15 protein-coding genes are annotated in these 16,062 nt (G+C 65.2%); 5 read left to right on the top strand and 10 right to left on the bottom strand.

What is annotated here, in order from left to right:
- The 3 genes from hslO to ACFPAH_RS04275 all read left to right on the top strand — a co-directional run bounded on the left by hslO (position 1) and on the right by ACFPAH_RS04275 (position 2,723).
- The gene (gene hslO / locus ACFPAH_RS04265) at positions 1–957 is read left to right on the top strand and encodes an Hsp33 family molecular chaperone HslO (RefSeq protein ID WP_379741146.1); all 957 of its coding nucleotides are present in this window, start codon (positions 1–3) and stop codon (positions 955–957) included.
- 191 nt (positions 958–1,148) lie between these two features.
- Entirely contained in the window at positions 1,149–1,655 is a 507-nt protein-coding gene (locus tag ACFPAH_RS04270; protein ID WP_379741149.1) for a Dps family protein, read from the top strand.
- Positions 1,656–2,012: 357 nt separating this feature from the next.
- Complete coding sequence (locus ACFPAH_RS04275; RefSeq protein ID WP_379742951.1) at positions 2,013–2,723, top strand: PEP-CTERM sorting domain-containing protein; 711 nt, start codon at positions 2,013–2,015, stop codon at positions 2,721–2,723.
- 78 nt (positions 2,724–2,801) lie between these two features.
- On the opposite strand, the gene ACFPAH_RS04280 is transcribed toward ACFPAH_RS04275, so the two are convergent.
- The 8 genes from ACFPAH_RS04280 to ACFPAH_RS04315 all read right to left on the bottom strand — a co-directional run bounded on the left by ACFPAH_RS04280 (position 2,802) and on the right by ACFPAH_RS04315 (position 8,959).
- Complete coding sequence (locus tag ACFPAH_RS04280; RefSeq protein ID WP_379741152.1) at positions 2,802–3,281, bottom strand: VOC family protein; 480 nt, start codon at positions 3,279–3,281, stop codon at positions 2,802–2,804.
- A gap of 10 nt (positions 3,282–3,291) precedes the next feature.
- Positions 3,292–3,597: a hypothetical protein gene (locus ACFPAH_RS04285; RefSeq protein ID WP_379741155.1), complete on the bottom strand. Its 306-nt coding sequence runs from the start codon at positions 3,595–3,597 to the stop codon at positions 3,292–3,294.
- 15 nt (positions 3,598–3,612) lie between these two features.
- Complete coding sequence (locus tag ACFPAH_RS04290; RefSeq protein WP_379741159.1) at positions 3,613–4,017, bottom strand: DUF3224 domain-containing protein; 405 nt, start codon at positions 4,015–4,017, stop codon at positions 3,613–3,615.
- 123 nt (positions 4,018–4,140) lie between these two features.
- Positions 4,141–4,437 carry a hypothetical protein gene (locus ACFPAH_RS04295; protein ID WP_379741162.1) on the bottom strand — a complete coding sequence of 99 codons (297 nt, stop codon included), beginning with the start codon at positions 4,435–4,437 and terminating at the stop codon, positions 4,141–4,143.
- Between the two features lie 5 nt (positions 4,438–4,442).
- Positions 4,443–4,808 (bottom strand): cell division protein FtsB, encoded by a 366-nt coding sequence (gene ftsB / locus ACFPAH_RS04300; RefSeq protein ID WP_379741165.1) that lies wholly within the window; start codon positions 4,806–4,808, stop codon positions 4,443–4,445.
- Between the two features lie 92 nt (positions 4,809–4,900).
- The gene (gene eno / locus ACFPAH_RS04305; RefSeq protein ID WP_379741168.1) at positions 4,901–6,184 is read right to left on the bottom strand and encodes a phosphopyruvate hydratase; all 1,284 of its coding nucleotides are present in this window, start codon (positions 6,182–6,184) and stop codon (positions 4,901–4,903) included.
- 232 nt (positions 6,185–6,416) lie between these two features.
- Positions 6,417–7,274, bottom strand: coding sequence for a 3-deoxy-8-phosphooctulonate synthase (kdsA, locus tag ACFPAH_RS04310; protein ID WP_379741171.1), 858 nt, complete (start codon positions 7,272–7,274; stop codon positions 6,417–6,419).
- Positions 7,271–8,959 carry a CTP synthase gene (locus ACFPAH_RS04315; protein WP_379741174.1) on the bottom strand — a complete coding sequence of 563 codons (1,689 nt, stop codon included), beginning with the start codon at positions 8,957–8,959 and terminating at the stop codon, positions 7,271–7,273. Before ACFPAH_RS04315 ends, kdsA begins: the two co-directional genes overlap by 4 nt.
- 267 nt (positions 8,960–9,226) lie before the next feature.
- On the opposite strand from ACFPAH_RS04315, the gene ACFPAH_RS04320 reads away from it, so the two are divergent.
- Positions 9,227–10,846, top strand: coding sequence for a methyl-accepting chemotaxis protein (locus ACFPAH_RS04320; protein WP_379741177.1), 1,620 nt, complete (start codon positions 9,227–9,229; stop codon positions 10,844–10,846).
- Between the two features lie 53 nt (positions 10,847–10,899).
- Here ACFPAH_RS04320 and ACFPAH_RS04325 read toward each other — a convergent pair whose 3' ends face one another.
- Both ACFPAH_RS04325 and ACFPAH_RS04330 read right to left on the bottom strand, forming a co-directional pair.
- On the bottom strand, positions 10,900–12,492 hold the full coding sequence (locus ACFPAH_RS04325; protein ID WP_379741180.1) for an FAD-dependent oxidoreductase: 1,593 nt from the start codon (positions 12,490–12,492) through the stop codon (positions 10,900–10,902).
- A gap of 188 nt (positions 12,493–12,680) precedes the next feature.
- The gene (locus tag ACFPAH_RS04330) at positions 12,681–14,009 is read right to left on the bottom strand and encodes an amidohydrolase (protein WP_379741183.1); all 1,329 of its coding nucleotides are present in this window, start codon (positions 14,007–14,009) and stop codon (positions 12,681–12,683) included.
- Between the two features lie 302 nt (positions 14,010–14,311).
- Here ACFPAH_RS04330 and ACFPAH_RS04335 point away from each other — a divergent pair, with 302 nt between their 5' ends.
- On the top strand, positions 14,312–15,994 hold the full coding sequence (locus tag ACFPAH_RS04335) for a methyl-accepting chemotaxis protein (protein WP_379741186.1): 1,683 nt from the start codon (positions 14,312–14,314) through the stop codon (positions 15,992–15,994).
- The last annotated feature ends 68 nt before the right edge of the window (positions 15,995–16,062 follow it).

Genomic DNA, 16,062 nt, shown 5'->3' on the forward strand with positions numbered 1-16,062 from the left:
ATGACGACAACGGACACCAAGGACACCCTGCAGAAATTCATCTTCGACAACGCCGCCGTACGCGGCGAGCTGGTCGAGATTTCCGATACCTGGCGCGAGATCCAGGCCCGTCACGGCTACCCGAAAGCCGTACGGTCCATGCTGGGGGAGATGGTGGCGGCCAGTGCCCTGCTGTCGGCAAACCTGAAATTCAACGGCTCGATCGTGATGCAGATCCACGGCGACGGCCCGGTGCGCCTGCTGGTGGTCGAGTGCGATGCCGAGCTGCGCATCCGCGCCACCGCCAAACTGGCGCCGGACGCCGAGATCGCGGACGACGCCAGCCTGGGCGACCTGCTCAACGTGAACCGCCGCGGCCGCTTCGTGATCACGCTCGACCCGCTGGAAAAGATGCCGGGCCAGCAGCCCTACCAGGGCATCGTGCCGCTCGACGGCGCCGACATGGCGACCGTCATCGAAAACTACATGCTGCGCTCGGAACAGATGGACACCAAGCTGTGGCTGGCGGCCGACGACCAGGTCTCGCGCGGCCTGCTGCTGCAAAAACTGCCGCGCCACAGCGGCAAGGATGACCAGACCCAGCAAGCCAGCGTCGAGGAAGACCTGGAGACCTGGAACCGCGCGGTCGTGCTCGGCAGCACGCTGAAACGCGAAGAACTGCTGAGTACCGACATCCAGACCCTGCTCAACCGCCTGTTCTGGGAAGAGACGATCCGCGTGTTCGACCCGCAGCACCCGCAATTCCACTGCAGCTGCACCCGCGAAAAAGTCGGCAACATGCTCAAGATGCTGGGCCAGCCGGAAGTCGAAGCGGCCCTGGCCGACCTCGGCGAGCTGGGCATCAATTGCGACTTCTGCGGCAAGCACTATGCTTTCGACAAGGTCGACTGCGCACAACTGTTTGCCAGCGATGTCCCGGTTGAAACCATGATTCCTGCGAGCGGCAGCATCAATTAAAGACTGCCGCCTGGCAGCGGCGCAGGGCGCGCACCATTACGGTGGCGCGCCCTTTTTTTGTCCCGGATTTGAAACGGGTCGGCGTGCTACAGGCCTCTCCGGTCGGTGCTAAGCTGTTGCATCGTTGGCAGTGTTGTAGTTTCTACAAAACACTGCCACTCATGATGATCAATCGCCACGGGAGAATTGCAATGCACATGGATACCGGAATCAGTACCGAAGACCGCGCCAAGATCGTCGAATCGCTCTCGACCGTACTCGCGGACGCCTACATGCTCTACCTGAAGACGCACAATTTCCACTGGAACGTCACCGGTCCGATGTTCTCGACCCTGCACGTGATGTTCGAGGAGCAGTACACCGAGCAGTGGAACGCGCTGGACGACATCGCCGAGCGCATCCGGGCACTGGGCCACTTCGCGCCCGCCACCTCGAAGCGCTATGCCGAGCTGTCGAACATCAGCGAAGAGCCGGAAGTGCTGTCGTCCAAGGACATGATCCGCCAACTGGTCGACGGCAACGAAATCCTGGTCCGCACCCTGCGCGCGGGCGTCAAGGTTGCCGACGAGCTCGACGACTTCCCGACCGCCGACATGCTGACCACCCGCATGGAAGTGCACGAGAAGAACGCCTGGATGCTGCGCTCCTTCCTCGAACAGGGCGCCGGCTCGATGCAGGGCGACGCGTCGTCGGAATAACATCCTCGTTGACGCTGCCCGGCACGCCTGCGCCGCCGCTCCGGGATGGCGCGGCCTGCCCGGCACCCACAAGGACGACATCGCCGGCTTCACCCTCGAAGCCGGCTACTTCGCTTCAACGCCACCCTCCCCGGCCCGCATCCGGCCACATTCCCGGCCCGCATAACCCAAGGCAAGACAACGTTACTACCAGAAATGCGGCGCTCAAGGTAACCATTTGTCGACATACCTTACAACTTATGCGCTCGGGATAAGTCATGCATGGCGCATGCCCTGTATTTACAGCGTGGCACATTCTTTGCTGCAGAGCTGAAGCCAAGCCTGGCATTCAACTCTTGGGAGAGAACCGTGTCACACATGAAAAAAATAGCCTGTGCAGTCGCTATCGCCCTGTCCTTTGCCGCCACCGCGAGGGCCGCCCCGATCGTGCTCGATTTCGAAGGGGTCGGTAACCAGGCGTCGGTCAACGACTTCTACAACGGCGGCACCGATTCGGGCGGCAGACGCGGCACCAATTACGGCATCAATTTTTCGGCGGCAAGCCTGGCCATCATCGACTCCGATGCCGGCGGGACCGGCAATATCGCCAACGAACCCTCGGCCAGCACGGTGCTGTTCTTCCTGAGCGGCGGCGCGGCGACGATGAATGTCGCCGCCGGGTTCAGCGAGGGCTTCTCGTTCTTCTACAGCAGCAGCGAGAACGGCTTCGTCAATGTCTACGATGGCTTGGACGGCAGGGGCAATCTGCTCGCCTCGCTCGAGCTGCACGACAATATCGACGGCTGCGGCGGCGACCCGACCGGCACCTACTGCCGCTTCAGCAGTATCGGGGTGCGCTTCGCGGGCATCGCGCGTTCGGTCAACTTCGGCGGTTCCGCGGACAATATCGCCTTCGACGACATCACCCTCGGCAGCGTCACGCCGGGCACCCCGGACGATCCGAGCGACCCTGACGACCCGACCGACCCGGACAATCCGGCCGAGGTGCCGGAACCGGCCACGCTCGCCCTGGCGGCATTGGGATGGGCCGGCCTGGCGGCCGCCCGGCGCAAGCGTGCAGTGAAATAGTCTGGCGACTTGCCGGCTGCGGGCAGCGGCTGCCCGCAGCCGGTCCTCTTCACTCCGGCAGCGATGGCTTGTTGGCAGTCAAGCGCGCAGCGCCGCTTCGATGGCGGCAATGTCGATTTTCTTCATCTGCATCATCGCCGTGAAGGCACGCTTGGCCCTGGCCGGATCCGGATCGGCAATCGCCCGGCTGAGCACGCGCGGCGTGATCTGCCAGGACAGGCCCCACTTGTCGCGGCACCAGCCGCAGGCGCTTTCCTGGCCGCCGTTGCCGACGATCGCATTCCACAGGCGGTCGGTCTCTTCCTGGTCGTCGGTCGCTACCTGGAAGGAAAAGGCCTCGCTATGCTTGAAGGCCGGCCCGCCGTTCAGCCCGAGGCAGGGAATGCCCATGACGGTGAACTCGACCGTCAGGACGTCGCCCTGCTTGCCGGCCGGGTAATCGCCGGGCGCGCGGTGCACGGCTTGTACTGCGCTGTCGGGAAAGGTTTGGGCGTAAAACTGCGCGGCGTCTTCGGCCGTGCCGTCGAACCAGAGACACACCGTATTCTTGCTGACCATGAGATTCCCCTTAAGGTGAACGAACTGCCAGGCGGTTGACGCCGGCCGCGATCCAGACCACGGCGGCGAGGAGAGAAAGCGGTGTCAGGAACAGGAGCGGCACGGCCAGTTGCGGCCGCACCGAAGCGATCCAGGCACACCCGAGGTTGACGCAAACGGGCAGCAGCAGGCGCACCGCTGCATGGCGGTTGATGCGCGCAACCGGCTGCGCGGGACCGTATTCCACGAAATTGAGCAGCTTGCGCTCGCCCGAGAAACGGAGCACGGCGGCGACCAGGAACAGGAGCAGCGCGATCAGCAGGAAGATGCCGGGCATGTCCGTTCCCCAGGTTCAGAGTTCGGGCAGGAAGTAGTCGAACTCGTAGAAATGGTTGCGCTCTTCGATGCGGATGCGCATGGTGCCGTTGATGCCGGCCAGCTCGCCCGTGCCGGAATCGGGCACGACGCTGATCGACAACTGCTGCGCGCCGCGCGCCATCGTGCCCGAGTGCTGCAGGACGAAGCCGCCGCTGCGCCCGTGCAGGGTGCCGGTCACCCGTTCGATCGCCACGTAGCCGGCCGAGCCTTCGGTAACCGTCAAGGCCGACAGCATCTCGCCCGACCCGCGGCCGTTCAGGTCGCCGTGGTAGAGCTTGTCGATGGCCATGCGGCCGGTGGTAGCGCCGGTCAGGATAGTGGGCTCGCCCTGCGGAGTGAGGGTAACGTCGAATGGTCCGGCGGCATGTTGCTCGCTCATGGTGCGCTTCCTTTTGGTGAAAAGATAACGGACATTCTAGGCGAAACGGGGCGGCAGATCACCGATTATCGCGTTGACGCAGGCGCAGGCGCGGACGGTCGGGTTCAGGCAGGCGGCAAGCGCTCAGTGCGCGCTGCCCGGCATATGCAGGTCGATGACCTTCATGACGGCCAGCGTCATGCCCATGCTCATTTCTCCGGTGGCAAACGCGTGGCGCAGTTCGGCCTGCGGCAGGCCGGCAGCGGCGGCCAGGTGGGTCGTGCCTTCGGCCAGCGCGGCGACGGCCAGGGCCTCGGCCAGCAGGGCGGCGTCGCCGCTGTCGAAGGCGGCGGCGAGATAGGCGGCCAGCGCCTCGAGCGTGGCCAGGCCGGAGGCGGAGCCGGGTTGGGGTGCGGCGTCGGCGCCGTCGTCGGGATGCATGGCGATCAGTGGGTGGGGTCGGGCGGGAGGGGCTTGCCGTCCTTGTCGAGCTTGGGCGGCGGTGGCGGCGGCACGGTCATCGATTCGACCGGCTGCTCGTCCTTGCGCAGTACCTGGACGAAGATCTCGTTCTGCTTGATCATGCCCAGCTCCAGGCGCGCGCGTTCCTCGACGGCGCCGGTGCCGTCGCGCAGGTCGCGCACTTCGGACTCGAGCTTGGCGTTGCGCGCCTTGAGCTGGTCGGTCTTGAGCTGGGCCAGCTCGAGCTGTCCGCGCAGGTCGGAAACGGCCAGCATGCTGCTCTTCCCCAGCCATAACGGGTACTGGATCAGCAACAGCAAGGCAGCAAGGGCAAGCGTAATCAGGCGCATGGGAGAGAAAAAAGAACGCAGGCCAGTCCATATCGACCGGCCTGCGGCATTACTGAAGACACGAAGTCAAAACCGGTCGGTTTATGTTCGGCTTATTTCAGATTATAGAACGCGTCACGGCCAGGGTAGCTGGCGACATCGCCGAGGTCTTCCTCGATGCGCAGCAGCTGGTTGTACTTGGCCATGCGGTCCGAACGCGACATCGAGCCGGTCTTGATCTGCAGGGCGTTCAGGCCGACGGCGATGTCGGCGATGGTCGAGTCCTCGGTCTCGCCCGAACGGTGCGAGATCACGGCGGTATAGCCGGCGCGCTTGGCCATTTCGATGGCGGCGAAGGTCTCGGTCAGGGTGCCGATCTGGTTGATCTTGATCAGGATCGAGTTGGCGATGCCCTTCTGGATGCCCTCTTTCAGGATCTTGGTGTTGGTGACGAACAGGTCGTCGCCGACCAGCTGCACGCGCTTGCCCAGGGCGGCGGTCAGCGTGGCCCAGCCTTCCCAGTCGCCTTCGTGCATCGCGTCCTCGATCGAGATGATCGGGTACTTGTCGCACCAGGTCGAGAGCATGTTGGTGAAGTCGGTCGCGGACAGCGCCAGGCCTTCGCCTTCCAGGTGGTACTTGCCGTCCTTGTAGAACTCGCTGGCGGCGCAGTCCAGGCCGATGGCGATCTGGGTGCCGGCCTCATAGCCTGCCTGCTCGATCGCCTGCATGATCAGCTTGATCGCTTCCTCGTGGCTCGAGACCGACGGGGCGAAGCCGCCTTCGTCGCCGACCGCGGTCGACAGGCCCTTCGAGTGCAGGATCTTCTTGAGGGTGTGGAACACCTCGGCACCGTAGCGGATCGCTTCCTTGAAGCTTGGCGCGCCAACCGGGATGATCATGAATTCCTGGATGTCCAGGTTGTTGTCGGCGTGCGCGCCGCCGTTGATGACGTTCATCATCGGCACCGGCATCTGCATCGCGCCCGAACCGCCGAAGTAGCGGTACAGCGGCAGGCCGGCTTCTTCGGCGGCGGCCTTGGCGACTGCCATCGAGACGGCCAGCATGGCGTTGGCGCCCAGGCGGCTCTTGTTCTCGGTGCCGTCCAGGTCGATCAGGGTGCGGTCGAGGAAGGCCTGTTCGTTGGCGTCCAGGCCCATGATTGCTTCGCTGATCTCGGTGTTGATGTTCTCGCAGGCCTGCAGCACGCCCTTGCCGAAGTAACGCTTGGCGTCGCCGTCGCGCAGCTCGATCGCTTCGCGCGAACCGGTCGATGCGCCCGACGGCACAGCCGCGCGGCCCATCACGCCCGATTCCAGCAACACGTCGCATTCGACGGTCGGGTTGCCGCGCGAATCAATGATTTCACGGCCGATAATATCAACGATAGCACTCATGTTTACATCTCCAGTAGGGTGAAAAATCGCTTCTTTCTTGGCATGGACTCAATAAACCTACTGCGCGTCGGATTGCCGGCCTCCGGCGCCAAGGCGGTAACTCACTGTACTTCCGTACAGCTCCGTTCCTCGGCCAGCACTCCTTCCGCTCGCGACGGTTTCTTGAGCCCATGAAAAGTCGAGGCGCCAATTGGGCGCCTCGACTTGCATGCTAAATAATCCAATCAAGCAATTATGCCTTGAAACTGGTTTCCAGGAAGCCCGCACGCTTGACCACGCGGTCGAGTTCGACCAGGGTCGTCAGCAATTCCTTCATGCGCGCCAAAGGCACGGCGTTCGGGCCGTCCGACAGCGCATTCGCAGGATCGGGGTGGGTTTCCATGAACAGGCCGGCGATGCCGGCCGCCACCGCGGCGCGCGAGAGCACCGGGATGTGTTCGCGCTGGCCGCCCGAGGACGTGCCCTGCCCGCCCGGCAGCTGCACCGAGTGGGTGGCGTCGAACACCACCGGGCAGTTCGATTCGCGCATGATGGCGAGCGAACGCATGTCCGAGACCAGGTTGTTGTAGCCGAACGAGACGCCACGTTCGCAGGCCATGAAATTGTCTTCGTTCAGGCCGGCGGCGCGCGCCGCGTGACGGGCCTTGTCGATCACGTTCTTCATGTCGCCCGGGGCCAGGAACTGGCCCTTCTTGATGTTCACCGGCAGGCCCGAACGGGCGCAGGCGTTGATGAAATCGGTCTGGCGGCACAGGAAGGCCGGGGTCTGCAGCACGTCGACGACGCTCGCCACTTCCGGAATCTCTTCCTCGGTGTGGACGTCGGTCAGCACCGGCACGCCGAGCGTCTTTTTCACGTCGGCCAGGATCTCCAGGCCCTTTTCGCGGCCGGGGCCGCGGAACGAGGTGCCCGACGAGCGGTTGGCCTTGTCGAAGGACGATTTATAGATGAAGGGGATGCCCAGGGCCGAGGTAATCTCCTTGAGGGTACCGGCGGTGTCGAGCGCCATCTGGCGCGACTCGATCACGCAGGTGCCGGCGATCAGGAAAATCGGCTGGTCCTGGCCTACTTCAAAGCCGCAAAGTTTCATGCTACATCTCCTTGCAAAGCAGCCGGCGAATTCGCCGCGGTTTGCTTGTTGGCCGACTGGTGCGCCAGCGCGGCCTGGATAAACGAGGTGAACAGCGGATGGCCGCTGCGCGGGGTCGACTTGAATTCAGGGTGGAACTGCACGCCCATGTACCACGGGTGCGCGTGCTCGCCGCTGCGCGGCAGCTCCATGATTTCGCACAGGTCTTCGTTCGGCGTACGGGCCGCGACGATCATGCCGGCCGCTTCCACCTTCGGCAGGTAGTAATTGTTCGCTTCGTAGCGGTGGCGGTGGCGCTCGGTCACGACGCTGCCGTAGATCTCGGCGGCCAGCGTGCCCGGCTTGACCGCGCAGGTCTGCGCGCCCAGGCGCATGGTGCCGCCCAGGTCCGAATTCTCGTCGCGCTTTTCGACCTTGCCGTCGTGGTTCTGCCACTCGTTGATGAGGGCGACCACCGGCTGGTCGGTTTCCAGGTCGAACTCGGTCGAGTTCGCGTTCGGCAGGCCGGCCATGTGGCGCGCGTATTCGATCAGCGCCACCTGCATGCCCAGGCAGATGCCGAGGTAAGGGATCTGGTTTTCGCGCGCATAACGGGCGGCCATGATCTTGCCTTCCACGCCGCGCTTGCCGAAGCCGCCCGGCACCAGGATCGCGTCGTACTTGGCCAGGTGAGCGCAGCCCTTGCTTTCGATCTCTTCCGAGTCGAGGTATTCGATGTTGACGCGGCTCTCGGTATGGATGCCGGCGTGGCGCAGCGCCTCGGTCAGCGACTTGTACGATTCGGTCAGGTCGACATACTTGCCGACCATGCCGATCGTCACTTCGCGCTTCGGGTTTTCCAGCGCGTAGATCAGGCGGCTCCACATCGACAGGTCGGCCGGCGGCGCTTGGATGTCGAGCGCTTCGAGGATGATGTCGTCCAGGCCCTGGTCGTGCAGCACCTGCGGCACCTTGTAGATGGTGTCGACGTCCCAGACCGAGATCACGGCCTGCTCTTCGACGTTGGCGAACAGCGAAATCTTCGAGCGCTCGTCGTCGGGGATGCGGCGGTCGGCGCGGCACAGCAAGGCGTTGGGCGAAATGCCGATCTCGCGCAGCTTTTGCACGCTGTGCTGGGTCGGTTTGGTCTTCAGTTCGCCGGCCGACGCGATATACGGCACCAGGGTCAGGTGCACGAAGGCGGTCGACTTGCGGCCCGCGCGCAGCGACAGCTGGCGGGCGGCTTCGAGGAAGGGCAGCGACTCGATGTCGCCGACGGTGCCGCCGATTTCGACCAGCGCCACGTCGACGCCTTCGGCGCCGCGGCGGATGTAATCCTGGATTTCATTGGTGATGTGCGGAATCACCTGCACGGTCTTGCCGAGGTACTCGCCGCGGCGTTCCTTGCGGATCACCGATTCGTAGATCTGGCCGGTGGTGAAATTGTTCACCTTTTTCATGCGGGTGCTGATGAAGCGCTCGTAGTGACCGAGGTCGAGGTCGGTCTCGGCACCGTCGTCGGTGACGAAGACTTCGCCGTGCTGCATCGGACTCATCGTGCCCGGATCCACGTTGATGTAGGGATCGAGCTTGAGCATCGTGACTTTGAGACCGCGCGATTCGAGGATCGCGGCGAGGGAAGCGGCCGCGATCCCCTTGCCCAGGGAAGAGACGACGCCGCCAGTGACGAATACAAATTTGGTCATTGTGCTGAAGGTGCCGAACGGCACACGCGGGAAATAGAAATTATACCTTAAACGGGAGCAAACATTGTGACGACAGGGCCGGTGCCGGGCCGGCGCGGCCGTTTCCACGCCCTGCGGCCGCTTTCGACAGGCCGAAATTGTTTCGTAAAGACAACACGTTCTGGCTGTACTGACAAGCAGCGGCAAAATGCTGCCTGGATGCAATTGCAATTGCCTTTCATCAAGGCTACAGTCGTCCCTTCTTTATTTTGCACAGGCAGAAACGCGATGGGCTTCTTCAATCACCTCAACATCGGCAAGCGTCTCGCTATCGGTTTCGCGCTGACCCTGGCGACGGCCGTGCTGATCGCGGCGGTCGGCATCGCCCGCGTCAACAGCGGCGCCGCCAGCACGGCCCAGGTGCTGGCCGAACCGCTGGCCAAGGAGCGCATGATCACCGAGTGGTACATGCAGATTTTCGCGGCGGTGCGCCGCACGGCCGCGATCGTCAAGAGCAGCGACGCCGAACTCGGCCCCTACTTCAAGGAAGACGCCGCCCAGACCGGCAAACGCTCGAGCGAGCTGATGAAGCAGATCGAGCCCCTGATCACGCCGGGCGAAGAAAAAGCCCTGTTCGAGCGCATCGGCGAACAGCGCAAGGCGTATTCCAGCGCGCGCGACGAAGCCATCAAGGCCAAGGCGGACGGCAACGTCGAGCTGGCCAACCGCATCCTCGACGAACGCTTCACGCCGACCGCCAAGGCCTACCAGGAATCGGTGCAGCAACTGGTGGCCATGCAGCACGCCAGCATCGCCGCCACCGCGCGCGCAATCGGCGCCCAGGCCAGCAGCAGCGAAACCCTGATCGCGATGCTCGCCCTGTTCTCGGTGGTGCTCGGCGCGCTGTCCTCCTGGCTGCTCACGCGCGGCATCGTGCGTCCGATCCGCGAAGCGGTGCGACTGGCCGAAACGGTGGCCAGCGGCGACCTCACGCGCCGCATCGACGCCAGTACCCGCGACGAAACCGGCGCCCTGCTGCGCGCCCTGCGCCACATGAACGACAGCCTGGTGCGGATCGTGACCGAAGTGCGCGGCGGCACCGACGCCATTGCCGGCGCCTCCAACGAAATCGCGGCGGGCAACCTGGACCTGTCGAGCCGTACCGAACAGCAGGCCGGCTCGCTCGAGGAGACCGCCGCCTCGATGGAACAGCTCACCGGCACCGTGCGCCAGAACGCCGACAACGCGCGCCAGGCCAACCAGCTCGCGATCACCGCCTCGAACGTGGCCCTCGAAGGCGGCGCCGTCGTCGGCCAGGTCATCACGACCATGGACTCGATCAACGAATCGTCGCGCAAGATCGTCGACATCATCGGCGTCATCGACGGCATCGCCTTCCAGACCAACATCCTGGCCCTGAACGCGGCCGTGGAAGCGGCTCGCGCCGGCGAACAGGGCCGCGGCTTCGCGGTCGTGGCCTCGGAAGTGCGCACCCTGGCCCAGCGCTCGGCGGCGGCGGCCAAGGAAATCAAGGGCCTGATCGGCGACTCGGTCGACAAGGTCGACCTTGGGGCCAAGCTGGTCGACCAGGCCGGCGCCACCATGGAGCAGGTGGTCGAATCGATCCGCCGCGTCACCGACATCATGGCCGAGATCACCCATGCCAGCGCCGAACAGACGAGCGGCATCGAGCAGGTGAACCAGGCCATCGCCCACATGGACGAAGCGACCCAGCAGAACGCGGCGCTGGTCGAGGAATCGGCCGCCGCCGCCGCGTCGATGCAGGACCAGGCCGCGAAACTGGCGCAGGCCGTCGGCGTGTTCAAGCTCGACGGCGCCGTGGCCGCCCCGGTCCGTGCGGCCACCGCGAACCCGGCGCTGCGCCAGCCAAGGCTGGCCGCAGCCTGAGCCAGGGTGGAGTCCCGACTCCACCGTTTTCTCTCCTCGCGAACGGCCCCGCCTCAGGCCCGCGGCGGCGGCGTACGCTGCTCCCCTGCCGGTGTCCGCCCCGGCGCCGCCGCCGGATACAGCTCCACCCTTTCCAGCGCCTTCGCTGCCGGCCCATGCAATACGCGCCCCTCGAGGTCGAAGCGCGAGCCGTGACAGGGGCAATCCCAGGAACGCTCCGCCGAGTTCCAGTGCACCACGCATCCCAGGTGAGTGCAGGTGGCCGACAAGGCGTGCAGGTCGCCGGTGTCGTCGCGGTAGACCGCCAGCTTGTGCATCCCGTCGCGCACGATGGCGCCTTCGCCGCGCGCGATCGCGGCGGCCGAGTCGACCTCGCCGGCGCTCAGCCAGTCGCCGTACTGGGCCGCGATGTTGGCCTGCTCCGCGACGAAATCGCCGATCCCGTGCAAGCCCTTGCGCGCCGGGTCATAGATCGCCTGCCAGGGATTGGCGCGCCCGGCGATCAGGTCCGCCACCAGCATCGCGCCCGCCGTGCAGTGCGTCATGCCGTTGCCGGAGTCCCCCGTGATCAGGTAGCGGTGCTTGCCGCCCACGGGATCGCGCCCGAGATAGGCCATGCGGTCGTTCGGTTCCATCACCTCGCCCGACCAGCGGAAGGCGACGTCCTGGGCCATCGGAAAGTGCTCGCGCACCCAGCGCTCGATCTCGTCGTAGCGGTGTTCGGGGTGGCTGTCCTGCCCCACCTTGTGGTCGGCTCCGCCCACGACCAGCAGCTCGTATCCGGCGCCCGGTTCAGGGCTGGCAAGGCGCACATAATAGTAGGGGTCGCCCGTGTCCCACAGCAGGATGCGCGGAACCGTCCCCTGCGGCACCTTCAGGGCGATGACATAGGTACGGTAGCCGGCCTGCTTGGTGTGCATCACGACGCGGTGGTTGAAAGGCGTGTTGGTCGCCACCACGACCGATTCGACGCGGATGGTGGCGCCCTCGGCCTTGACCAGCTGCACGCTGCGCCAGTCCTCGATCTCATGGGCGGCCGTGCCGCCGTGGATCTTGCCGCCCATGCGCACGAAGGCCTCGGCCAGACCGGCCAGGTACTTCAGCGGATGGAACTGGGCCTGGCCCGGATAGCGCACGCAGAATCCGGTATCGAAGCTCAGGCCGGGCACGCGCGGCAGCAGCTCGGCCTGGACCCCGGCGCGCAAGGCCGCGTCGCGTTCCTTCTCGAAGTCCTTGAAGCCGTTGCCGGGCAGCGCATACAGGTAGCCGTCGAGGCGCTCGAACGCGCAATCGATGTGTTCACGGGCAACGATCGATTCGACCAGGCCGGTGGCGGCGGCATAGCTGTCCGCGACCAGCCGGGCCGTGTTGGCGCCGAACGACTGTTCCAGTCCGGCATACCACTCGTCCGGCGGAAAGAAATGGGCCGTGGTGCGGCCGGTTTCGCCGGCCCCGACCCCGAGCGCGTCGATCAGCAGCACCTCCCTGCCCTCGCGCGCCAGCAGGTAGGCGCAGGTGAGGCCGGCGATGCCGGCGCCGATGACGCACACCTCGGCGCGCACATCGCCCTGCAGCGGCGGATAGGCTGGAACGGACGCGGTGGCCATCCAGGCCGAGGTCGAACTACCGTTTGTATTGAGCAACATACTTCCCCCCTTCTGTAACAGATAAAAGGAAACCCTGTGCCGATACCGGACGCCAGCCGACTATATGCCGAATCCCGCGGCGCGGGCGCCATCGATGCAGGCGCCGGCGCGTCGTGCCGATAAAAAAACCGCCTGGCGTGAGCGGGGCGGTTTTCTGGTGCGGTTCTGCCCGCGAAGGGCCTTGCGGCTTACTTCGCGCCTGGCTTCAACAGATCCAGCAGGATCGCCGTTTCGGCCACGATGAACGAGCGCACGGTCGGCTTGAACTCCGGTGCCCACTGCGGCGAGTGGGTGCCCGGCGGGTACTTGCCGGCCGCGCGCGCCGCCGCCAGCTTCTTCGGCTCGACCGCGCCCACGTGCAGCAGGATCGACTTGATGCCGGCCTGGCCGAAGTTGGCGAAGTCTTCCGAGGTCATCTTGGCAGGCATCTCGACCACGTTCTCCGCGCCGAGTGCAGCCTGCACCGCTGGTACCGCACGCGCCATGAATTCCGGATCGTTGTAGACCGAGTCGGCGCCCGGCACGATGTCGACCACCGGCTCCTTCGGTGCGCCGGCGCCCATCGTCACGCCCTTGACTTCACGCACGATGCTGGCCAGGACGCGCTTGCGCACTTCCGGCTTGTAGGTACGCACGGTCAGCAGCAGCTTGACCTGGTCCGGGACGATGTTGGCCTGGGTGCCGCCCTGGATGCTGCCGACGGTGATCACGACCGGATCGGCCGGATTATTCTCGCGCGACACCAGGGTTTGCAGCGCCATCACGACGCGCGCCGACATGACGACCGGATCGCGGGTTTCCTGCGGGGTGGCGCCGTGGCCGCCTTGGCCGTGGATGGTGATGGTGACCGTATCGGCCGAGGCGCGGAAGTGACCGGCGCGATAGCCGACCTGGCCTGCCGGCAGCGTGCCTTCGTCGTGCATCGAGATCGCGTAGTCAGGCTTCGGGAAGCGCTTGAGCAGGCCGTCCTTGATCATTGCGGCCGAGCCCTTCAGCGGCTCTTCCGCCGGCTGGCCGACCAGCATCAGGGTGCCGCTCCAGGCCTTGCGGTTTTCCGCCATCAGCTTGGCCGTGGCGTACCAGGCCGACATGTGGACGTCGTGGCCGCAGGCATGCATCACCGGCACGGTTTCGCCGGCGGCGTTCTTGGCGGTGGCGGTGCTGGCGAACGGCAGGCCGGTCTTTTCCAGCACCGGCAGCGCGTCGAGTTCGGTGCGCAGCATGGCGATCGGGCCGGGGCCGTTCTTCAGGATCGCGACGATGCCGGTGCCGCCCACGCCGGTGGTCACCTCGAAGCCGAGCGCTTTCACGCGCTCCGCCAGTTTCTTGGCGGTCTGGTGTTCGTTGAAGGCCAGTTCCGGATTCCGGTGCAGGTCCTGGTACAGGGCTTCGATGGTCGGGTAATCCTTGTCGAGCTGGGCCGAGAATTCAGGCGGCAGGCCTGCGGCGTGGGCGGCGGCGGTCGTGACGACACCGGCCAGCAGGAGGGATTGCAAGAGACGGAGAGATGGTTTCATGGGCTTTTCCAAAAGCGCAGCGTTGCGCGGGTGATACAGAATCTAGTGCAGATTCGCGAGGGCCGCAAGCCTAACAAAGCCATTGCCGTAAAGCAATATTTAACAATCAACGTAGAAAGCCTGCTATTGAAAAGTGTCGTAAAAATTTCCTCAAACCAATTTTTTACTAGCAGTAACAGTTGTTGCCGACTTAAAATCCCGTCCTGCCAACCCTCCAATAACGGACGCGCGACGCCCTGCCCCTCCCTGCTTTTGCCCTTGAGGGCGCCTGCCTCCCAACCACACACGAAGGAAATGCTGTAATGGGTTTTATCTCCAACATCAAGATCGGCAAGCGCCTCGGTCTCGGCTTCGCCCTGATCCTGGCCATGACCGTGCTGATCGCTTGCGCCGGTATCTGGCGCCTCAATCAAGTAGCCGAATCGACCCGCACCATGATGGCCGCGCCGCTGACGAAAGAGCGCCTGATCACCGACTGGTACAGCCTGAACTACGCCTCGATCCGCCGCACCGCCGCCATCGTCAAGAGCACCGACCCGGCGCTGGGCCCGTATTTCAAGGAAGACGCAGCCGCTTCGGTCAAGAAGGCCGCCGAGCTGTTGAAGCAGATCGAGCCGCTGATCTCGGGCGACGAGGAAAAAGCCCTGTTCGCGAAGATCCTCGACCAGCGCAAGGTCTACAGCGCCTCGCGCGACGGCGCCGTCAAGGCCAAGGCCGAGGGCAATGAGGAAGAAGCGGCGCGCCTGCTCGACCAGGGCTTCACCCCGGCTTCCAACCTGTACCAGCAACTGCTGCAGGAACTCGTGGTCATGCAGCGCAGCAGCATCGACGACACCGCCAAGGCCATCGACGCCACGGCCGTGCGCAGCACCACCATCATCGCCGCGCTGACGGCCGCCGCGGTCCTGCTCGGCGCGATCCTGTCGTGGCTGCTCACCACCGGCATCACCCGTCCGATCCGCTCTGCTCTGGAACTGGCGGAAACCGTGGCCGGCGGCGACCTGACCCGCACCATCGACGCCAGCGCGAAGGACGAAACCGGCGCCCTGCTGCGCGCCCTGCGCCACATGAACGACAGCCTGGTCGCCATCGTGAGCCAGGTGCGCAACGGCACCGACACCATCGCCACCGGCTCGGCCGAAATCTCGGCCGGCAACCTCGATCTCTCGAGCCGCACCGAGCAGCAGGCCAGCGCGCTGGAAGAAACCGCCGCCTCGATGGAAGAGCTGACCACGACCGTGCGCCAGAACGCGGACAACGCGCGCCAGGCGAACCAGTTATCCATTACGGCATCCGAAGTGGCCGAGCAAGGCGGCGCCGTCGTCGGCCAGGTCATCACGACCATGGGCTCGATCAACGAATCGTCGCGCAAGATCGTCGACATCATCGGCGTCATCGACGGCATCGCCTTCCAGACCAACATCCTGGCCCTGAACGCGGCCGTGGAAGCGGCACGCGCCGGCGAACAGGGCCGCGGCTTCGCGGTCGTGGCCTCGGAAGTGCGTACCCTGGCCCAGCGCTCGGCGGCGGCGGCCAAGGAAATCAAGGGCCTGATCGGCGACTCGGTCGACAAGGTCGACGCCGGCGCCAAGCTGGTCGACCAGGCCGGCGCCACCATGGAGCAGGTGGTCGAATCGATCCGCCGCGTCACCGACATCATGGCCGAGATCACCCATGCCAGCGCCGAACAGACCGGCGGCATCGAACAGGTGAACCAGGCCATCGGCCAGATGGACCAGGTCACCCAGCAAAACGCCGCGCTGGTCGAGGAATCGGCGGCCGCCGCCGCGTCGATGCAGGACCAGGCCGCGAAACTGGCCCAGGTGGTCGGCGTGTTCAAGCTGGCCGGTCCGGCGCTGGCAGCGCCTGCACCGCAGCGCGCGCTGGCCCGCCCCGCCCCGGCCCCGGCACCGCGCGCCGCCAAACCGGCAGCGCCGGTGCGCAAGGCGCCTCGCCTCGAGGCGGATGAGTGGGAAACCTTCTGATCGCCTGAATCGCCGCCGTACCAGAGCCGCCCGCATCGCCGGGCGGTTTTTTTTTGGCGCTGTTCGCG

The sequence above is a fragment of the Massilia sp. GCM10023247 genome, assembly GCF_042653325.1.
In the GTDB taxonomy this organism is placed as follows: domain Bacteria; phylum Pseudomonadota; class Gammaproteobacteria; order Burkholderiales; family Burkholderiaceae_D; genus Telluria.